This window comes from Bacillus sp. PAMC28748 (genome assembly GCF_014250415.1).
Lineage (GTDB): Bacteria > Bacillota > Bacilli > Bacillales > Bacillaceae > Bacillus > Bacillus licheniformis.
In genome coordinates, this window is record NZ_CP060192.1 from 587,527 (window position 1) to 605,363 (window position 17,837).

Annotated in this window: 14 protein-coding genes and 1 pseudogene; 1 reads left to right on the forward strand and 14 read right to left on the reverse strand. The window is 47.2% G+C overall.

What is annotated here, in order from left to right; genetic code table 11:
- Window positions 1-15 precede the first annotated feature (15 nt).
- The 5 genes from H7F26_RS03170 to H7F26_RS03190 form a co-directional block, all read right to left on the reverse strand.
- A complete protein-coding gene (locus H7F26_RS03170; protein ID WP_185855235.1) occupies window positions 16-4,005 on the reverse strand; it encodes a lamin tail domain-containing metallophosphoesterase family protein in 3,990 nt (1,329 codons plus the stop codon).
- Between the two features lie 97 nt (window positions 4,006-4,102).
- Window positions 4,103-4,462, reverse strand: a complete 360-nt coding sequence (locus H7F26_RS03175; RefSeq protein ID WP_003185632.1) for a phage holin family protein — start codon at window positions 4,460-4,462, stop codon at window positions 4,103-4,105.
- Window positions 4,459-4,659: a PspC domain-containing protein gene (locus tag H7F26_RS03180; RefSeq protein ID WP_003185633.1), complete on the reverse strand. Its 201-nt coding sequence runs from the start codon at window positions 4,657-4,659 to the stop codon at window positions 4,459-4,461. Before H7F26_RS03180 ends, H7F26_RS03175 begins: the two co-directional genes overlap by 4 nt.
- Window positions 4,660-4,663: 4 nt before the next feature.
- Complete coding sequence (locus tag H7F26_RS03185) at window positions 4,664-5,758, reverse strand: DUF4097 family beta strand repeat-containing protein (RefSeq protein ID WP_003185635.1); 1,095 nt, start codon at window positions 5,756-5,758, stop codon at window positions 4,664-4,666.
- Window positions 5,759-5,783: 25 nt separating this feature from the next.
- Window positions 5,784-6,110 carry a DUF4870 domain-containing protein gene (locus tag H7F26_RS03190; RefSeq protein ID WP_003185637.1) on the reverse strand — a complete coding sequence of 109 codons (327 nt, stop codon included), beginning with the start codon at window positions 6,108-6,110 and terminating at the stop codon, window positions 5,784-5,786.
- Window positions 6,111-6,324: 214 nt separating this feature from the next.
- Here H7F26_RS03190 and H7F26_RS03195 point away from each other — a divergent pair, with 214 nt between their 5' ends.
- Window positions 6,325-6,555: a hypothetical protein gene (locus tag H7F26_RS03195; RefSeq protein WP_003185639.1), complete on the forward strand. Its 231-nt coding sequence runs from the start codon at window positions 6,325-6,327 to the stop codon at window positions 6,553-6,555.
- A gap of 6 nt (window positions 6,556-6,561) precedes the next feature.
- On the opposite strand, the pseudogene H7F26_RS22185 reads toward H7F26_RS03195, so the two are convergent.
- The 9 genes and pseudogenes from H7F26_RS22185 to H7F26_RS03240 all read right to left on the reverse strand — a co-directional run bounded on the left by H7F26_RS22185 (window position 6,562) and on the right by H7F26_RS03240 (window position 17,739).
- Window positions 6,562-6,931, reverse strand: a pseudogene (locus H7F26_RS22185) (VOC family protein).
- 143 nt (window positions 6,932-7,074) lie between these two features.
- Window positions 7,075-9,948, reverse strand: coding sequence for an excinuclease ABC subunit UvrA (uvrA, locus tag H7F26_RS03205; RefSeq protein WP_003185648.1), 2,874 nt, complete (start codon window positions 9,946-9,948; stop codon window positions 7,075-7,077).
- 7 nt (window positions 9,949-9,955) lie between these two features.
- Window positions 9,956-11,941: an excinuclease ABC subunit UvrB gene (gene uvrB, locus H7F26_RS03210; RefSeq protein ID WP_003185651.1), complete on the reverse strand. Its 1,986-nt coding sequence runs from the start codon at window positions 11,939-11,941 to the stop codon at window positions 9,956-9,958.
- Between the two features lie 183 nt (window positions 11,942-12,124).
- Window positions 12,125-12,358: a CsbA family protein gene (locus tag H7F26_RS03215; RefSeq protein WP_003185654.1), complete on the reverse strand. Its 234-nt coding sequence runs from the start codon at window positions 12,356-12,358 to the stop codon at window positions 12,125-12,127.
- A gap of 118 nt (window positions 12,359-12,476) precedes the next feature.
- A complete protein-coding gene (locus H7F26_RS03220) occupies window positions 12,477-12,770 on the reverse strand; it encodes a DUF5316 domain-containing protein (protein ID WP_003185656.1) in 294 nt (97 codons plus the stop codon).
- Between the two features lie 124 nt (window positions 12,771-12,894).
- The gene (locus H7F26_RS03225) at window positions 12,895-14,106 is read right to left on the reverse strand and encodes a PDZ domain-containing protein (RefSeq protein WP_011198347.1); all 1,212 of its coding nucleotides are present in this window, start codon (window positions 14,104-14,106) and stop codon (window positions 12,895-12,897) included.
- 297 nt (window positions 14,107-14,403) lie between these two features.
- The gene (gene swrA, locus H7F26_RS03230) at window positions 14,404-14,757 is read right to left on the reverse strand and encodes a swarming motility protein SwrAA (RefSeq protein ID WP_003185659.1); all 354 of its coding nucleotides are present in this window, start codon (window positions 14,755-14,757) and stop codon (window positions 14,404-14,406) included.
- 354 nt (window positions 14,758-15,111) lie between these two features.
- Entirely contained in the window at window positions 15,112-16,551 is a 1,440-nt protein-coding gene (locus H7F26_RS03235) for a carboxy-terminal processing protease CtpB (RefSeq protein ID WP_009329656.1), read from the reverse strand.
- A gap of 129 nt (window positions 16,552-16,680) precedes the next feature.
- Complete coding sequence (locus H7F26_RS03240) at window positions 16,681-17,739, reverse strand: tartrate dehydrogenase (RefSeq protein WP_003185664.1); 1,059 nt, start codon at window positions 17,737-17,739, stop codon at window positions 16,681-16,683.
- Between the last annotated feature and the right edge of the window lie 98 nt (window positions 17,740-17,837).

The window sequence follows — 17,837 nt, forward strand, 5'->3', positions numbered from 1 at the left end:
AGCATTTGCTCCCTCTTAGGAAAACAAATGCTTTTTGCGTTCGCAAAGGAAAACCGCCGCCAGCCACAAGCTGATTTCAGCAATTGGGAGGTTTGTCCCTTTCTTTAAAATCATCCCGGCCGGCGGGGGGCTCCCCGACAATTGCCTCAGGGCCGAGCCCGCCCCGGCTGTTTGATCTATTAAAAAGGATTTTATGCCATCGTCTTTTGTCGTCAATCTCCACATTTGAGACCTGCTGTTGCCGCCGTATTGATCTGAAGCTGCGGCGTACCAGAAATAGGTTGTATTCGGCTGCAAATCTTTCCACGTCACGGAAGCCGTCTTTCCGCTTTTCACCGTTTTTGCTTTCCCAATTTCCTTGTTCGAAAAGACATTCAGCTCAAAATAATCAGTTTTAACCTTTTTCTTCCTCGGTTTCAGATCCGTTTTAATGTTGAACTCGTCCTTCGGGCCAAATTGGTGCGGATCATAAAAGTTATAGTCATCAAGATATGGCGAATACGTTTTGACATGGATCGTGTCATGCTTCGGATCCACATGGAGAATTCTTAAATAACCTTGGCCTCCTTCAGGACCGCCCTGATAGTCGGCAAGCATTTGATAAACCTTGCGATCCGGCTTGCCGTCCCCGTTATCATCAAGCTTGTCGACTTTTAAGTTGGAGCTGTGATAGTGACCGCTCAATACGGCAATCACATTCGGATTCCGCTTGATGATCTGTTCAAATATTTTCTCCCCGATTGGACTTCTGCTTCCGCTGACAAGCAAAAACTCGTGAAATGCCAAAATCGCTTTTCGATCGGGATGGCGTTTCAGAACATCATCTATCCACTGCAGTTCTTTTTTTCCGATTCCCCACCCCATCGACACCATGATATAGTCGTTGCCCCCGCTGGAAATGAGGTCGTAATGCCCTTTGTTATTCTGATAAGACCCGCCGTAATGCGGTTTTTGTTTAAAACGCCTCTCCCCGAAGTACCTGCCGAATTTCAAATATGACCGGTCTTTATGGCTGACATCGTGATTGCCCGCCAGCACGCCGTATGGAACTTGATTGTCGTCGAGAACTTTCATGAACTGGTCGGCGCGCTTCCATTGCAGCGGCTGATCCGCTTCATCCACAAGATCCCCCGTATGAAAGACGTACTGAATGTTCAGCTTGTCCTTTTGTTCCGCGATCCACTTGACCTGACGTTCAAAAATGTGCGGATAGCTTTCCGAATAATATTGCGTATCAGACATCCACACAAATGTATAGTCATTTTGCGAAAGCTGAATTTGATCCTGAATGATGATGCTCGCCTTGGATTGGCGGATATAATCGGCGGCTTTTATGCTTCCTTTGAGGGTAAAAGGTTTGCCATCCTTTGCAACATGGAATGCAAGCGTCTCCCACCTCTTGCTGGCCCAGTTCCAGGCGAACATGGAGACTTTTCTGCCGGGAAGCGAACTCCCGCGCCACAGCACTTCCACCTTGTCGTTCGGCCCCGTATTTTCATCCACTTTTACATCAAAGCGATGGTACGGAAACTTTGTTGTTGATGAGGTTTCAAAACCTTTTCCGTCAAGTGCGGACATGCCGCTGCGCTCTTCTTTTGTCAGCGCCTTTTCCCCCCTGACCGCAAAGCTTTGCGGAGGTTCCGTCCCGCTTTCGTTCGCTGACACATCAACATGCTCTTCGTCTTTTACTGTGTACTGAAATCCCTGATGGAATGACACTTTCATCTTATCTTTTGTCGGGTCCTTGACGCGGACGGCGAGCTTAGCATGTGTGCTGCCGGGTGTATTTTTGACCCGAGCGGGCTTGTCCGGCTTTTCCTCTTTAATGTAAAATGCCTTTTTTACGATTGACAGGTTGCCGGCGCTGTCCTCCGCTTTTATTTTCAACTCGTGCTTTCCCGCATCCAGGCGGGCAGAAGATACGAGATAGGGAAGCGCAATCTTTTTGCCGTCAAGAAAGGCTTTTATGCTTTTCATCCCGCTCCATTTATCGTGTGCGGCCGCATTGATCTCAAACGACCCTTTATACGTCCTGCCGTCTTTTAATGACGTTTTGATCTCAGGACCTGTGTTATCGACCGTTACCCTGCGGATGAGCCTTTCTTCGCCATTCTCCGCTTCAACGATGTGCTGCCCTTCGTTCCAGGCGCGTGTATGCCATTGACTCGCAAGCGATGCAAACTTGGCTTCCGGAATCGTAAAACGGAATTCATACCATTCATGCGCCCCAGGGCCGTCACCGGCCGGAAGCTCGGCTTTCGGATCGTCGTATCGCTCATCGCGGATGATGGTCCCATCCGCGAGTATGAGGCGGGGGTTCTTGAGGACAAAATCATCCCTGTTTTCTTCTGCAGTTTGTTCAAATGGTGTTGATTTCGTACCTGAACGAACTTTAATCGAAAACGGCTTTCCTTTTTTAAATTCATCCGGAGAAACCGGGACCGTAATTGTCGCATACCGGCGGCGCGAATCGTCAAAAACTTTTTGAACTCTCCTGCCGATCGTTACAGCATTTTTAAAATACAGATTCGTTTGATTGACATCGAAAGCAAAGTAGGCTTTTTTTTCAAGCGCCGGTTCACCTTCTTTTTGTTCAATCCCGTCAATACGAATTGTCGTTTCAGAAGGCGGCTTTTCTGATGTGGCTTTCAACAGCATTTTTCCGGAAACGGTTCCGCCTTCGCTTACATTCAGCCTGAGTCCCTTCAAAATGCGCTGTTCGAGCGGTATCGTTTTCTTTTCAGTCGACGAAACATTTGATCCATCACCGGCCCGCATATAGTACTCCACTTTTTCTTTGCCAATGAGTTCGGCAAAATAGATATTGTGGCGGTACAGGCCGTCATTGCGGCTTTTTTCAACACGGACTTCGGTAAACGGCTCATCATCATTCATGCGGTAGAAAAACTGCGCCTGCTTCACTTGCCGATTGTCTTTCATATCAGCTAAGAGCTGGATCGTTTCACCCGGTTTTACAGCTTGATGATCCGTCATATCATGGATCTCCGGCTTTTCTCTGTCCGGCATAACCGTCACCGTCTGTGAAGGTGCCTGCGTCTTCAGAAGCGAACCAGGCGACGGTTTTTCTTCCCCGGCCGATATGATTTTCATATGCTTCGTTCCGTCCAGCGGATATCGATACAGAAGCGCTTTATTTTTGGCGACATCGGTTTTATCCGGCTCGCTTTGATAACGGGCGGATGCGACCTCTTCTCCGCTGTTTGTGCAGATGATCACCTCTCTCGGCGCCGTATTCTCCATGCCGCCCCCTTTGAGAGCAGTAAGCGTTTTGCCTTCACGAAGGTGAACACCGTAATACCGATTGAAATCACTTTCCGTCAGATGACCGTTTGAGCGGTTTTTCACCCAAAACACGTGTGTTTGACCGGAAGGAATCGCCACATCATCGTGCTCAAAAGGCCAGATGACGTCTGATTCCTTGCCCTTTTCAGGATGTCTGTACTTGATTTTGTAGCTGTTCAGATGAACAGCTTTATTGGTATTGTTATAAACTTCAATAAATTCATAGCCGTCCTTTCCACCGGTGTTTGACGTGTCGACTACCATTTCCGTGATCAACAGCTCCGGAAGCTTTTGTGTATCTGTACGCATGCCTTTCAGGGCGACAGTATACACATCCGTCTTCACAGAGGAGTCGCCGACTTGAGCTTCAATGTAGTACTGGACTTTGCCGGATGCTATGGATTCGCTTTCCAATTTGGCAATATAGGCGTTCTGTCTGCCCGGCTCAACTTCCATCGGAATCGCCCGATACGGCAATTCGTCATGCTGCTTGTAATATAAAATGACCGTGTCGGCGGCCGCCTGCGCGGAAAAATATATGTCATCTCCTTTTTGAACTTGTTCAACAGGAGTATGCCTGATAACCGGTGAACCAGGCTGAATATGCTCTTCACCCGATGCGGACGAAATCGGGATCTGCAAGGCAAAAAGTAAAACTGCGGCCAACAATAAAAGGGTTTGGCGATTTCTGTACTTTTTCATCGTCTACCTCCCTTTCGTATTTTGCCTTTACAGATCATTTTTATGAAAGAGACATCCGGGCAAAAAAAAGAAGCCTGATGATTCATCAGACTTCAACTTATTTTCTGGACATCGGTTCGATAATTGCTTTTTGAATGAGCAAGTGAAAAACCGACAGGACGATCGACGCAAAAATGGCTGTCCCAAAGCCGTCCAGGTCAAAACTGTCCCCCATAATGGACGCGGTCATATAAAGAGTGATCGCATTGATGATAAACAAAAATAAACCTAGCGTAATTACTGTGACGGGCAGCGTCAAAATCACCAGCACGGGCTTCACAAACATATTTAAGATGGATAAAATCAAGCTTGCCGTAATGGCTGCTCCGATGCTTCTGACGTGAACCGCATCAAAGTAACCGGCAATGACAATTAATAATAAGGCATTGACAAGAACGTTTATAATCCATCTCATCATCTGTTGACGTCTCCTTCATTCGGCACAAGGAATACCCAGACAATATAAATCAGCAGGACGGGAACTCCGGTCGAAAATATAAATAATAGAACCGTAATGATTCTCAGCAATGACGCATCCATATTTAAATATTCAGCAAGACCTCCGACGACCCCGGCAATCTTTCTGTCTGTTTCGGATCGAAATAGCCTTTTCATTGTATCACTCCTGTGTATGGTTTAAATGGATCGATCCTGTCTTCGATTCCAAAAACACGGTCATGCTATGATCATGATTTTGATTTGCTTTTAGGTACATTTCCTTCTGGATTGTCTCGTTTTTTTCCTTTAAAATTTCTGCATCTGAAAGATCATGAGACAGAGAACCGAGATTGCTTTTCAGCTCCGCTGTAACAGCGCAGTCCCGGGGAACATTCAACTCTACGCTTCCAGTCGTTGTTTTCACATATGCCGTCCGGCAGTGCGGATTTTTGACTGTTGCCGCGATATTGCCGTTAAAGCTCTGCAGGTCAAGCGCCTCGCATGAACCTTTAAGGTCGATCAATCCATTGATGGTTTCCGCTTCAATCTCTCCGCAAGTATGGTCGGCTAGTTTGATTTGTCCATTTGCAGTTTCCAATGAAGCTTTTCCTGCCGTGAGAGCAGAGAACGACAGCACGCCGTTCGTCGTTTTGGCGGACAGCTCTTTTACGTTTAAATGTTCCCCTCTGACCGGGCCGTTAAACAGTTTAAAGCGGATTTTGCCGTACTCTTTGTCCGGTATATAGACGGTAAGGTTGGTCTTCATCGTTTTTTTCTCGGTACGGATCATGAACTTATCGCCTTCCACACCGCAGTCGATATGCTGGAGAAAAGCCTGCCTTGCTTCATCCTGATTTTCAGCCCGGTACACTTTTGCCTGGCATTCGACTCTGATGTCGGAATCGCTCCATGGTACAAGGTTGACGCTGCCGTTGGCAAGCTGAATATCCAGAGTCGAAAAATCAGTGTCTTTAAACTGGAATATATGCTGGACATCGTACGAGTGCCCGAAATTCAAATCCAAGTCTGCTTCTTTTACTTTTTTTACAGCGGTATCAATCCATTCGAACAGTTTTGAACCGATCGAAGGCTTCGGTTCTTTTTTCTTTTCGCTGTAGAAGTCCTCCGAATCAATGACATCCTCAGACAGGGCTGTCACCTTGCTCTCGGTTTCCTTGTAGTCTTCTTCAAGTTTTTCGATCAGGATCAGCGCCTCTTTTGCAGACAGCTTTCCTTCCTCGACCAATTTTAAAATTCGTTCTTTCTCATGCTTCATGAAAAGCTCCCCCGTTCTCCTTCTTTTAGGCCTGAGTCAGCATTTTAATCCCTTGAACTACGTTCCAGACCACAATAATCAAACTGATGATCCCGAAAAAAACGAAACCTCCGATCATGAAAATGACCGCCAAATAACCGCCGTCACCAAAGATAAGCGTACCGCTTATCGCGCCTGCTGCCAATATGACTACGCTTATAAACGGAATAATATGCGAAATAAGCGAACGCATCGCATGCTTTTTCGTTTCTTGATCATCTGTTATAAAATACGCTGCGATTGGCAAAATAAGCGGGGCAAAAAAAACACTAAAATAACAAATTGAAGAAATCAGCGCGTTGTTTCTCGTCATACATAACACTCCTTATGATGTAAACCGTTCTTTGTGAGTCTAATGTACAGTGACCTTATACTTAGTTTACGTGTATCATGGCCTTTAGGTTTCATTTTCATTCGATCGGCGTGCGTCAAACTTCGCAAATTGATTTTTTTAGATTTTATGAATAGATTCTTTTTTTATAACCCTTTAAAATATGTGGCAAAGCCAATGAAAAGGAGCGAGCGTTATGAAACAGAAATCGGAAGTATACGCCTCATCCGCCTCCCAGCTTCTTAGTCTGATTCAGGAACAAAAAAGGATGAATCAGGAGATCGTGAACCGATTGGAATCGATCAATTCCGCTCCTCCGCTTTCCAGCGAAATCCGCTATTTAAAGGTTCTGCTGAACAGCAGCAGCACCCATATTTTAAACAGTATGAGTGAAGCGACCAAACACATCAGCCGGACTGAACGTTAACCGTTTTCATGATATTTTAACCAGATTTCCGTCGGGATCTCTGATATAAACCGAAACGACCGGCCCTTCAGCGCCCATTCGCTCTGCGGGGCCTTCTTCAATTTTAATGGACAGCCCCTCCAGATGACGAATCACATCATCAATGCCGGCATTTGTATGAAACACAGGTCTGCGGAGCCGGGCATCGGGTGCTGTGCCTTCGGCTCAAACTATTTTCCGGCTTCGTGGAGGTTTATTTTTTGCCTGCCGAATGTCGCGCTTTTCTTCCTTCTCGAAAAGTGACCGCATTCAACCCCGGCACACGGCTGTAAAAATCACATGTCGCATCAATGTCTTTTACAGTCAGTACCAAATGATCCATGCGATCGATCTTCATCACCCCATCCCCCTTTATTGTTTGTTTTTTTACGTTATAACAGCTATTGAATAAAAGAGCAATGAAAATCTTTTTGAACAAAGCTTGCCGCGGATCATTCGGCCATTGAAAAAGCTGCCGACGTGACATCGGCAGCTTTTTCTTTACGGTCTGACAGCTTCTTTTTCTTGAAGCCGCTTCTTCATTCTGTTTTTGTCGCGTTCAATGATCGGTTTTAAATAACGGCCGGTATATGACCCTTCGACTTTCACGACTTCTTCGGGAGGTCCGGCAGCCACGATCATTCCCCCGCCGTCTCCGCCTTCAGGACCCAAGTCGATCAAATAATCAGCCGCTTTTATAATATCTAGATTGTGTTCGATTACAAGCACTGTATCTCCATTGTCGACCAGGCGCTGCAGAACGGCCAAAAGCCTTGCGATATCATCGACGTGCAGTCCTGTCGTCGGCTCGTCCAAAATATAAAGGGATCTTCCCGTTGAACGGCGGTGAAGTTCAGATGCCAATTTGACCCGCTGCGCTTCTCCCCCGGAAAGCGTTGTAGCCGGCTGTCCGAGCGTAATATAGCCAAGACCGACATCATAGAGGGTCTGCAGCTTGCGCTTGATTTTCGGGATGTTCTCAAAAAATTGAACGGCATTCTCGACCGTCATCTCAAGCACGTCAGAGATATTTTTGCCTTTGTACGTAACCTGAAGCGTTTCACGGTTGTATCTCTTTCCGTGGCAAACCTCACAAGGAACGTATACATCGGGCAGGAAGTGCATCTCGATTTTAATGATTCCGTCGCCTTTGCAGGCCTCACAGCGTCCGCCTTTGACGTTAAAGCTGAAGCGCCCTTTCTTGTATCCTCTGACTTTCGCTTCATTCGTCTGGGCAAACACGTCGCGGATGTCATCGAACACGCCGGTATATGTGGCCGGATTTGACCTCGGCGTCCGGCCGATCGGAGACTGGTCAATATCGATCACTTTATCGAGGTGCTCGATTCCTTTTATTTCTTTGTATTCTCCCGGTTTCGTCTTAGCCCGATGCAGCTTCTGAGCCAGCGTTTTGTGGAGAATTTCATTAACGAGCGTGCTTTTCCCTGATCCCGATACCCCGGTAACAGCTGTGAACACGCCGAGCGGAAATTTCACGGAAACATTTTTCAAGTTGTTTTCCTTTGCCCCTTTTACCTCGATAAAGCGGTTGTCAGGCTTTCTTCTCTCGGCAGGAAGAGGAATGAATTTTTTCCCTGAAAGATATTGCCCTGTCAGAGATTGATCATCGTTCATCACTTCTTCCGGCGTTCCGGCGGAGATTACTTCTCCCCCGTGTACACCCGCGCCGGGCCCGATATCGATTAAATAATCGGCGGCAAGCATTGTATCCTCGTCATGCTCGACGACGATCAATGTGTTTCCGATATCCCTCATGTTTTTGAGCGTCTCAATCAGGCGGTCGTTATCGCGTTGATGAAGACCGATTGACGGCTCATCAAGGATGTAAAGGACACCGGTCAGCCTTGAGCCGATTTGCGTTGCAAGCCTGATCCGCTGCGCTTCTCCCCCCGACAGAGTGCCGGCTGCGCGGCTGAGCGTCAAATAGTCAAGCCCGACATTGTTCAAGAATCCGAGCCTTTCTTCAATCTCCCGCAAAATGAGGTTGGCGATCTTCATGTCTTTTTCCGAAAGATCAAGTTCACGGAAAAATTGAAGGGCGTTAGCTACCGACATTTCGGTTATCTTACCGATGTGAAGGCCGTTAATCAGCACGGCGAGGGATTCCTTTTTCAGACGGTAGCCTTTGCATGAAGGGCACGGCTGATTAGCCATATATTTTTCCATCAGTTCACGAACATAATCCGAGCTGGTTTCTTTATAGCGCCTTTCGATATTGCGGATGACGCCTTCGAACTCAATGTAGTTTTCCCGGACTTGTCCGAAGTCGTTTTCATATCTGAAATAAATCTGCTCGCCTCCGCTGCCGTAGAGGATTTTCTCAAGGTGGTGCTTCGGCAGGTCTCTGACCGGAATATCCATATCGATTCCATAGTGGCTGCATACCGCTTCAAGCAGCTTCGGATAATATTGGGAGCTCTGCGGTTCCCAAGGTGCAATCGCATTCTCCTTTAGAGACAACTCATCGTTTGGAATGACGAGCTCTACATCGACTTCCAGCTTGGACCCGAGGCCGTCGCAGCTCGGACATGCGCCGAACGGGCTGTTGAAAGAAAACATCCTCGGCTCCAGTTCCCCAATTGAAAAACCGCAGTGCGGACAGGCATGGTGCTCGCTGAACAGCAGCTCTTCCTGCCCGATCACGTCGATGATCACACGGCCTTCGCCGAGGCGGAGCGCCGTTTCGAGCGAGTCTGTGAGACGGGCGGTTACGCCTTCTTTTATGACGATGCGGTCGACGACGACTTCGATCGAATGCTTTTTATTCTTTTCGAGCTCGATGTCCTCTGAGAGGTCGTTCATTTCGCCGTCGATCCGGACTCTCACATAGCCTTGTTTTCTGATTTGTTCGAGCACTTTCACGTGCGATCCTTTTCTTCCCGAGACGATCGGCGCAAGCACCTGGATCTTCGTCCGCTCGGGATAATCCAAAATTCTGTCCGTCATCTGTTCGATCGTTTGCGAGGTAATTTCAATGCCGTGAACAGGGCAAACCGGCTTTCCGATTCTGGCAAACAGCAGCCGGAGATAATCGTAGATTTCCGTCACCGTTCCGACTGTCGACCGGGGGTTCCGGCTCGTTGTTTTCTGATCGATGCTGATCGCCGGCGACAGGCCTTCAATCGCATCGACGTCGGGTTTGTCCATCTGTCCTAAAAACTGGCGGGCATATGCGGAGAGAGACTCGACATAGCGCCGCTGCCCCTCTGCATATATCGTATCGAACGCAAGGGATGATTTCCCTGATCCCGAAAGACCTGTCAAAACGACAAGCTGATCCCTCGGAATAGAGACATCGATATTTTTCAGGTTATGGGCCCTTGCACCTTTCACCTCAATTCGTTTCGTTGCCATTTTCTATTCATCCTTCCGATTTTAACTCTAGGAGCAAGTCGCGAAGCTCGGCGGCGCGTTCAAAGTCAAGCGCTTTTGCCGCTTCCTTCATGTCGCTTTCCATTTGAGCGATCACTTTTTCCCGCTCTTTCTTCGTCATCTTCGAAAGCTTCGGCTCCTCTTTCACTTGATATTCTTCCTGGTCTTCAGCAGCATGAGTTGCCCGGATGACGTCCCTGATCTTTTTGTTGATCGTTTTCGGCGTAATGCCGTGTTTCTCATTATAAGCCTCCTGCTGTTCGCGGCGGCGCTTCGTTTCATTGATTGCGATTTCCATCGAGTTGGTGATTTTGTCGGCATACATGATTACGCGGCCTTCGGCATTTCTGGCGGCGCGGCCGATCGTTTGGATGAGCGAGCGTTCGGACCGCAAAAAGCCTTCTTTGTCTGCGTCAAGAATGGCGACGAGTGAAACCTCAGGAATATCGAGTCCTTCCCTCAGCAGGTTGATGCCGACGAGAACGTCATGCTTGCCGAGGCGAAGGTCGCGTATGATCTCGATCCGCTCCAGCGTTTTAATCTCTGAATGCAGGTACGTGACCTTGATACCGATTTCCTTCAGATAATCCGTCAAATCCTCGGACATTTTTTTCGTCAGCGTCGTGACGAGGACGCGTTCATTCCGCTCGATTCTCTGCTGGATTTCACCGATCAGATCATCGATCTGCCCTTCAATCGGCCTTACCTCAATAATCGGATCGAGCAGCCCTGTCGGCCGGATGATCTGCTCTACCATTTCAGGCGTATGCTCAAGTTCATAAGGCCCCGGCGTAGCCGACACATACACGATGTTGTGAATGTGCTTTTCAAACTCTTCAAACCTGAGCGGACGGTTATCCAAAGCGGAAGGCAGCCTGAATCCATGATCGACGAGAACCTGTTTTCTCGCCTGGTCTCCGTTGTACATTCCTCTGATCTGCGGTATGGTGACATGCGACTCATCTATGACCATCAGGAAATCATCCGGAAAGTAATCGAGCAGCGTATATGGAGTCGAACCTGCCGGACGAAGCGTCAAATGTCTTGAATAGTTTTCGATGCCCGAGCAAAAGCCCATTTCGCGCATCATTTCCAAATCGTATCTCGTCCGCTGTTCCAGACGCTGCGCTTCAAGGAGCTTGCCTTCTTCACGAAGCGCTTTGAGGCGCTCTTCCAGCTCCTCTTCAATGTTTATGATCGCTTTCTTCATCTTTTCTTCCCGGGTGACGAAGTGGGAAGCCGGGAAGATCGCGACGTGTTCCCTCTCCCCTAAAATTTCGCCAGTCAGGGCATCCACTTCCCTGATCCGTTCGATTTCGTCCCCGAAAAATTCAACTCGGACGCAGTGCTCATCCCTTGAAGCCGGAAAGATCTCGACGACATCGCCGCGCACCCTGAATGTTCCGCGCTGAAAATCGATGTCATTCCGCGCATATTGGATGTCAACGAGCTTTCTGAGCAGCTCATTCCGCTCGATTTCCATTTCCGTTCTGAGCGAGAGCACCATTTCCCTGTATTCCTCAGGAGAACCCAAGCCGTAAATACAAGAGACACTCGCCACAATGATGACATCTTTGCGTTCAAAAAGAGCAGACGTGGCAGAGTGCCTTAATTTATCAATCTCATCGTTAATGCTGGCATCTTTTTCGATAAATGTATCAGTCTGGGGCACGTAGGCCTCAGGCTGGTAATAGTCATAATAGCTGACAAAATATTCGACTGCGTTGTTGGGGAAAAATTCTTTAAACTCGCTGTAAAGCTGCCCGGCTAACGTTTTGTTGTGGGCGATGACGAGAGTCGGTTTGTTGACCTCTTTAATCACGTTCGACATCGTAAACGTCTTTCCAGTACCGGTTGCCCCCAAAAGCGTCTGATGCTTTCTGCCTTCATTGATTCCTTTGACAAGCTGATCAATCGCTTTCGGCTGATCCCCCTGGGGCTGATAATTCGAGACTAATTCAAAGCGGTCTTTCACATAAAAGCCTCCGTTTCTTTACGAAATCTTCCTGTTTATTATTTTAACACACCCGAAGCAAAAATACGAACTAAAGTTCGGTTTTTGTGTTTTCCCACAAAAGCCGGCGATTTCTGATCTATCAAAAAACCCCTCCTTTTTGTCATCAAAAGCAGGGCTTCACGGCAATCAATCTTACGGTTTCTATGAGTCTTCCTTCTTTTCGCCCGCCTTTTTTGCCGCATAGAGCGAACCGGCGACGAGCGAGGCGATATCAAGTCCTACAATAAAAAAGGTTTCCGTATAACCTTTTAAATATGAAGCGAACAACAGCGCTGCAGTGAGCGCAATTCCGACGTAATGGTTATAGGTCACCCTTGTAAAAAACAAGACAAGAATAAAAGGAAATATCAGTGCAAAAACGGCTTTTGTAAACACAAAAACCCTCCTCACGTTTCTTGATCTTATTCGATTATATTAAAGAACAAAGAAACGGACAAACATGGACACTCATTCATTTTGTCCATCATCTTGCCGCGTTATTCGGAATCGGACGTTAAAAGGCGAAAAAGAACGATATTCCGGCGGCCAGGAGGTTTGGCATGGCGAAAATGGCGAGAGCGTTTGCCAGCTTGCTGTTCCACTCCCCGTGCTCTTTCGTTTCTGCATCGTGATTTCCCCTGAACCGGTCACCGCTGACAAATACGCCCGAACATAAAGCAGACAACAGAATCGCGCCTAGGCCGGCTGCTCCCGAAACTTTGAAAATCAGCGTCCAATCCCCGGCCGCAGCCGAAACCAATACAGCTATTAAACAAACGAAAGCACCTGCGAGAAAAGCCCTTTTCATCAATCATTCTCCTTCAATGAGTTCTATCCATCATCCTAGCGGAACGTTTTGTAAAAGACAACCAAAAAGTTTCGAAACAAGGCAAAAGCAAAAGCGCCTGAAAGCGGCGCTTTTTTAACATCGGTTATTCTGTTTCTGCTGAGGCTGCTGCCTCGGCATGCTTCATCACCGCATCCTCTTCTTTTACAAAGATGATGCCGAGCTCATGATGCTCCCCTTCATAAGAAGCTCTTTGTTCAAAACGAATCTCATTGTTTAAACCGACGACTTCAAGCTTGAAGAAAGCCCTGTTCTTTTGGAGCGCTTCGTAGAAGTCCGCCGCATTTTTCACTTCAATCCCGTTGACCTTCGTGATGATTTCGCCGATCTTGAGACCGAGATCGGCTGCCGGCGTGTTCGGAATAATCCCGAGCACCATCAAGCCCTGGTCTCTCTTTGAAAAATGGAAAGGGGCGGAATTGTCGTTCATCCGCTGCTTCCAGGATAAAAAGGCCCTTCCTGCGATCGCTGCTCCGGCGGCAAGGGCGGCAAGCGGAGTCCACCATATGCTTCCGGCCGCGATCAGCAGAATGATGATGCCAAGCACGCTGATGCGCTTCGCTGTAATTTTAATGCTTTCAATCGGAAGCGATCCTTGAACCCTTTGGCCGAAGCCGATGAAATACGGAATCCACAAGAGCTCAAAGCCGCCGTTAAATGACAAAACAGGCCACCACGGAACAGATGATTCGATCGCATGTCCCGGAATAAGAATAAACAACGGCAGAAGCCAGGTTCTGCCCGCAATCTGCTGTCCGATCGGGAGACCCCTTGTGCTCATGACAATCGCAGGGGACGTTTTGATATGTGCCGTTTTATAGACAAGCACTCCTTCCGCCACCAACAGAAGTCCGAGCAAGACGGCAGCAGCCGACCAATTCGCGAGGGACAGCTGCGGCAGAAACGCGTCAAGCGCTCCGAAACCGGTGTATTCAATACATAAACCAACGACGATGCTCACGCCAAGCGTATATGCCGCTGACAGCAGACTCTGTCTGAAAGTTAAAGCTGCGGCAACGCTGACCGCCGCTATTAAAACCAGCATGCCCATCGGGAGATACAGCCCCAAGCCGAACGAAACAATGGACAGTACAAGTCCTGCCAGAAGTCCCTTGGAATATGTAAATTTGAACTCGTCATAAATATCTTCAATACGCGTATGGAACGTCTTTCTTTCACGTTTGATCCGGGCATAGCCGTAAGCAAGACTCATAATCATCATAAAATAGAAGAGCGGGTGCAAAAAGAACAATCCTGCTCCTTTTAAAAGTTCAATTAAGCTTTCTTCAACTGACAAGGGAACGTTCACCGCCTCAGCCAAGCATTTCAGGCCGCCTTCAACACGGCAGCTTTTTAACGTTGGATATTTTAAGGAAACCCAGCTTGTCTAAAGCGTCGGCACGAGGAAATGACGGGCGGCCGTTCAGGCGGGATGCCTGAGCCGTCAGCCGCAGAAACTTTCGTCATGATGCTTAAACGCCGGTGCTTTTCATGCGCATTCGTGACGACAAATGCTGGCACCTTTAGGCAAGCTGGTGCATTTTATTATTATTCTAACAAATAATAAAATGCTTGGGTATGGTAAACGTGAGGTTTATTTCTCCTGGCTCATCCAAAGCGTCACATTCGACAAAGAAAAATCTTTCAGGTAATGATTGACCTCGACATCAAGAATATCTCCTATCAGCTGCATTGACCGCTTGATGTCGGTCAGATTGATGCCGAGCCGCTTGTGGTTGTCCATCAAGTAGTTGAAATAAAGTTCCGCGCAATCCTCATTAATATCTTCCACACTTTCGACCGAAGTGTAGTTCACGAGGTATCTGCTGAACAGCATAAGCAATCCTACTGCCTTTGTAGCGGAAAACGTAACGTCTTGTGATCGAACTTTTAACTGCTCCACTAATTCATAGTATTTTTTCTCTCTCACAATACTTGCCCTTTTCAATCGTGTACCCCCATTTATTATTTATATATAAGAAAAGCGCAAGCGTCAGACGACTCCACCAACAGAGACGAAGAACGCAAACAGCGCTAACATTCTCCGCAAAAAAAATGCACACACATTATAATTCTTGAAAAAGCTTTGGTTCTATTTTAAAAAGTTTTCCTATGTTATACAACTTGCAAAAGTTACATTTTTACTGCATCTTTACATCCTTATAAAGTCTCCCATATACTTATGTTATCGGGTCAATTCTATTCATTATGAATGTTTTTTTTATGAAAAAGCAAAAATTTTAGGTAAAAAGATTGAGAATTTACTTTCTGAGAATAAAAAAAGTGAGGACATCCCGTGCCCTCACTTTTTGTTAAACAGCACTTTTAATGCGGCTTGCAGCTGAAGATCGTTCTTTTCATCCATCTTTTTCTCCTCAATCCGCAGGTTCATTGTATTTGCCGTTTTTTGGTCAATGATCCCTGTTTGCTTCAGCTTGTTTGCTGCCTGAAACGCCATGACGGCTTTTTTTGTGCTTTCATTGTAATAGCCGTCTTCCCGGCCGGGGACAAACCCGAGTCCTTTCAGCAGGAACTGCGCCCGCTTAATTTCATTGTTGTTCATATCCGGCTTGAGGGGTTCTTTCAGCTGTAAAGGCCCCGCCGAGAAATATGCAGGCTGCGTGACTGGAACGGTCGGCTGAATGCCCTGCTTATGGATCCAATTTCCTTTAGGTGTCAGCCATTTGTACAGCGTCAGCTTAATATTGCTACCGTCTCCCATCGGCACCGCCTGCTGGACGGTTCCCTTTCCAAAGGAAGGATCGCCAACCACGTCGTAGCCCTCGGCTTCTTTTAATGCGCCTGCAAGAATTTCCGAAGCCGAAGCGCTGCCCTTGTCCGTGATCACGCTCACAGGGTATGGTTTTTTCTCTTTTAATTTTGAGAAGTATTGTTTTTTATTTCCGTTTCTTTCGGCGATTTGTATATACGGATGATCTTTTGTCACAAAATGTTTTAAAATGTCTTCCACGCTTTGCAAGTACCCGCCCGGATTTCCTCTTACATCCAAAACGAGCCCTTTTATTCCCTTTTTCTCAAGCTTTTTCAGTTCAGCAGTAAAATCTTTTGCCGTATGTTCGGAAAAGGAAGATATTGCGATATAGCCGACAGGTTTATCCTGTACTTTCTTTATGGAAGCAAACACCGTTTCCAGCGGGATTTCATCGCGCTTAATCGTAAATGTCAGCTGGTCTTTCATTCCGGGTCGGTGAACTTTCAGTGTAACCGTCGATCCCTTTTTGCCTCTGATCTTTAATACGGCGTCATTCAAATCCATTCCGCTCATGGAATCGCCGTCGATGCTGATGATTTCATCGTTCGGCTTTAATCCGGCTTTCTCTGCCGGAGACTGTTTAAAAGGAGAAACGATAATGATTTTTCTGTCTTCCATTCCGATTTCTGCACCGATTCCTTCAAAAGAGGAATCAAGGGAATCTGAAAACCGCTTTGCCGTCTGTTTATCCATATAGACCGAGTATGGGTCATTCAATGTTGAAAGCATGCCCTGTATGGCTCCTTCCAACAGTTTTTCCCTGTCGACCTGCTCCACATATTCATTTGAAATCAGGTCATATGCTTTCTCAATTTTCTCCAATTCGTTTCTAGCGGTGCTTTTGGCTGCAGCTTCTTCAGCCGCTGATGCTTTTGAAACGACATCATGTAACGGAATCGGGCCGGCGCCTGTTACCAAGCCGCATAACAGGCTGAGCGCAATGATGAGCCGCACAATCTTCTGATTCATCCTATACCTCCTCTTCTGCCTGCACTATGTTTTGTTGCTTGATGTAGTATGCGCCAAAACCGCCCGTATCATGTAATCGATTTTCCATTCCACAGCAAAAAAAGCTGCCGGAGTGCTGGCAGCTTTCGCTTATATGGTCCTCACGCGCTTGATGATTTCTTCTGTCACATCATCCGTCGTACTTGAACCGCCGATATCAGGCGTTAAGTAGCCGCTCTTTAGAACGTCTTCAATCACGTCAAGCAATCTTGCACCGAGTTCTTCTTCCCCGAAATGATCGAGCATCATTTTTGCCGTCCAAATTTGGCCGATCGGATTGGCGATTCCTTTTCCGATGATGTCCGGAGCAGAGCCGTGCACAGGCTCAAACATAGATGGATATTTGCCGTTTACATTAATGTTGGCGGCCGGCGCCACACCTATGCTTCCCATAATCGCCGCCCCGATATCGGTCAAAATATCGCCGAATAAATTGCTGGCAACAATGACGTCAAGCTTCTCTGGCCTCGTTACAAAAAAGGCCGACAGCGCGTCAATGTGCTGCGAATCTGCGGTAATATCGGGGTAGTCTTTTGCCGTGTTCTCAAAGACTTCATCCCAAAAAGGCATTGAATAAACGATTCCGTTCGACTTTGTTGCGCTTGTGACATGCTTTTTCCGCTTAGCCGCCAACTCAAAAGCAAAGCGCATCGCCCTCTCCGCCCCTTTTCTTGAAAAAACGGCATTTTGAATGGCGATTTCATCTTCATCCCTGAAGATTCTGCCTCCGATCGAGCTGTATTCCCCTTCACTGTTTTCCCTGACGACAAGCAGATCGAAATCTTTTGGGTTGGCCAGCGGAGACTTGATTCCTTGCAAATATTTCGCAGGTCTAATGTTGATGACCTGTTCAAATTCGCGGCGGATTTTAATGAGCAGCCCCCACAGGGAAATATGGTCGGGGACAAGCTTGCTGTTTCCTACAGCCCCAAGAAAGATGCTGTCGAACTCTTTCAGCTGCTCCAAGCCGTCATCAGGCATCATTTCCCCGTGTTCCAAATAATACTCACAGCTGTATGGAAACTCCGTAAACCGAAATGAGAGTCCCCCGTGAACATCCGAAACCGCTTTCAAAACTCGTTGTGCAGCAGGTACGACTTCTTTCCCTACCCCGTCACCGGGTATGCTGGCAATGTTGAATACTTTCATTGGATCATCCCCTATTTCAAATTGTCGACTGTCGACAGTTGTCACTTTCATTCTATACCTTGTGTTATTTTCTGACAAGAATAAATTTTGAGAAAAAC

Coding starts and splice junctions, on each gene's coding strand:
- H7F26_RS03180 (WP_003185633.1), bottom strand. CDS start 4,659: ATGAAAAGGCTATTTCGATCCGAAACAGACAGAAAGATTGCCGGGGTC.
- H7F26_RS03170 (WP_185855235.1), bottom strand. CDS start 4,005: ATGAAAAAGTACAGAAATCGCCAAACCCTTTTATTGTTGGCCGCAGTT.
- uvrA (WP_003185648.1), bottom strand. CDS start 9,948: ATGGCAACGAAACGAATTGAGGTGAAAGGTGCAAGGGCCCATAACCTG.
- H7F26_RS03220 (WP_003185656.1), bottom strand. CDS start 12,770: ATGAAAAGGGCTTTTCTCGCAGGTGCTTTCGTTTGTTTAATAGCTGTA.
- H7F26_RS03235 (WP_009329656.1), bottom strand. CDS start 16,551: ATGAATCAGAAGATTGTGCGGCTCATCATTGCGCTCAGCCTGTTATGC.
- H7F26_RS03240 (WP_003185664.1), bottom strand. CDS start 17,739: ATGAAAGTATTCAACATTGCCAGCATACCCGGTGACGGGGTAGGGAAA.
- H7F26_RS03175 (WP_003185632.1), bottom strand. CDS start 4,462: ATGATGAGATGGATTATAAACGTTCTTGTCAATGCCTTATTATTAATT.
- H7F26_RS03185 (WP_003185635.1), bottom strand. CDS start 5,758: ATGAAGCATGAGAAAGAACGAATTTTAAAATTGGTCGAGGAAGGAAAG.
- H7F26_RS03190 (WP_003185637.1), bottom strand. CDS start 6,110: ATGACGAGAAACAACGCGCTGATTTCTTCAATTTGTTATTTTAGTGTT.
- H7F26_RS03195 (WP_003185639.1), top strand. CDS start 6,325: ATGAAACAGAAATCGGAAGTATACGCCTCATCCGCCTCCCAGCTTCTT.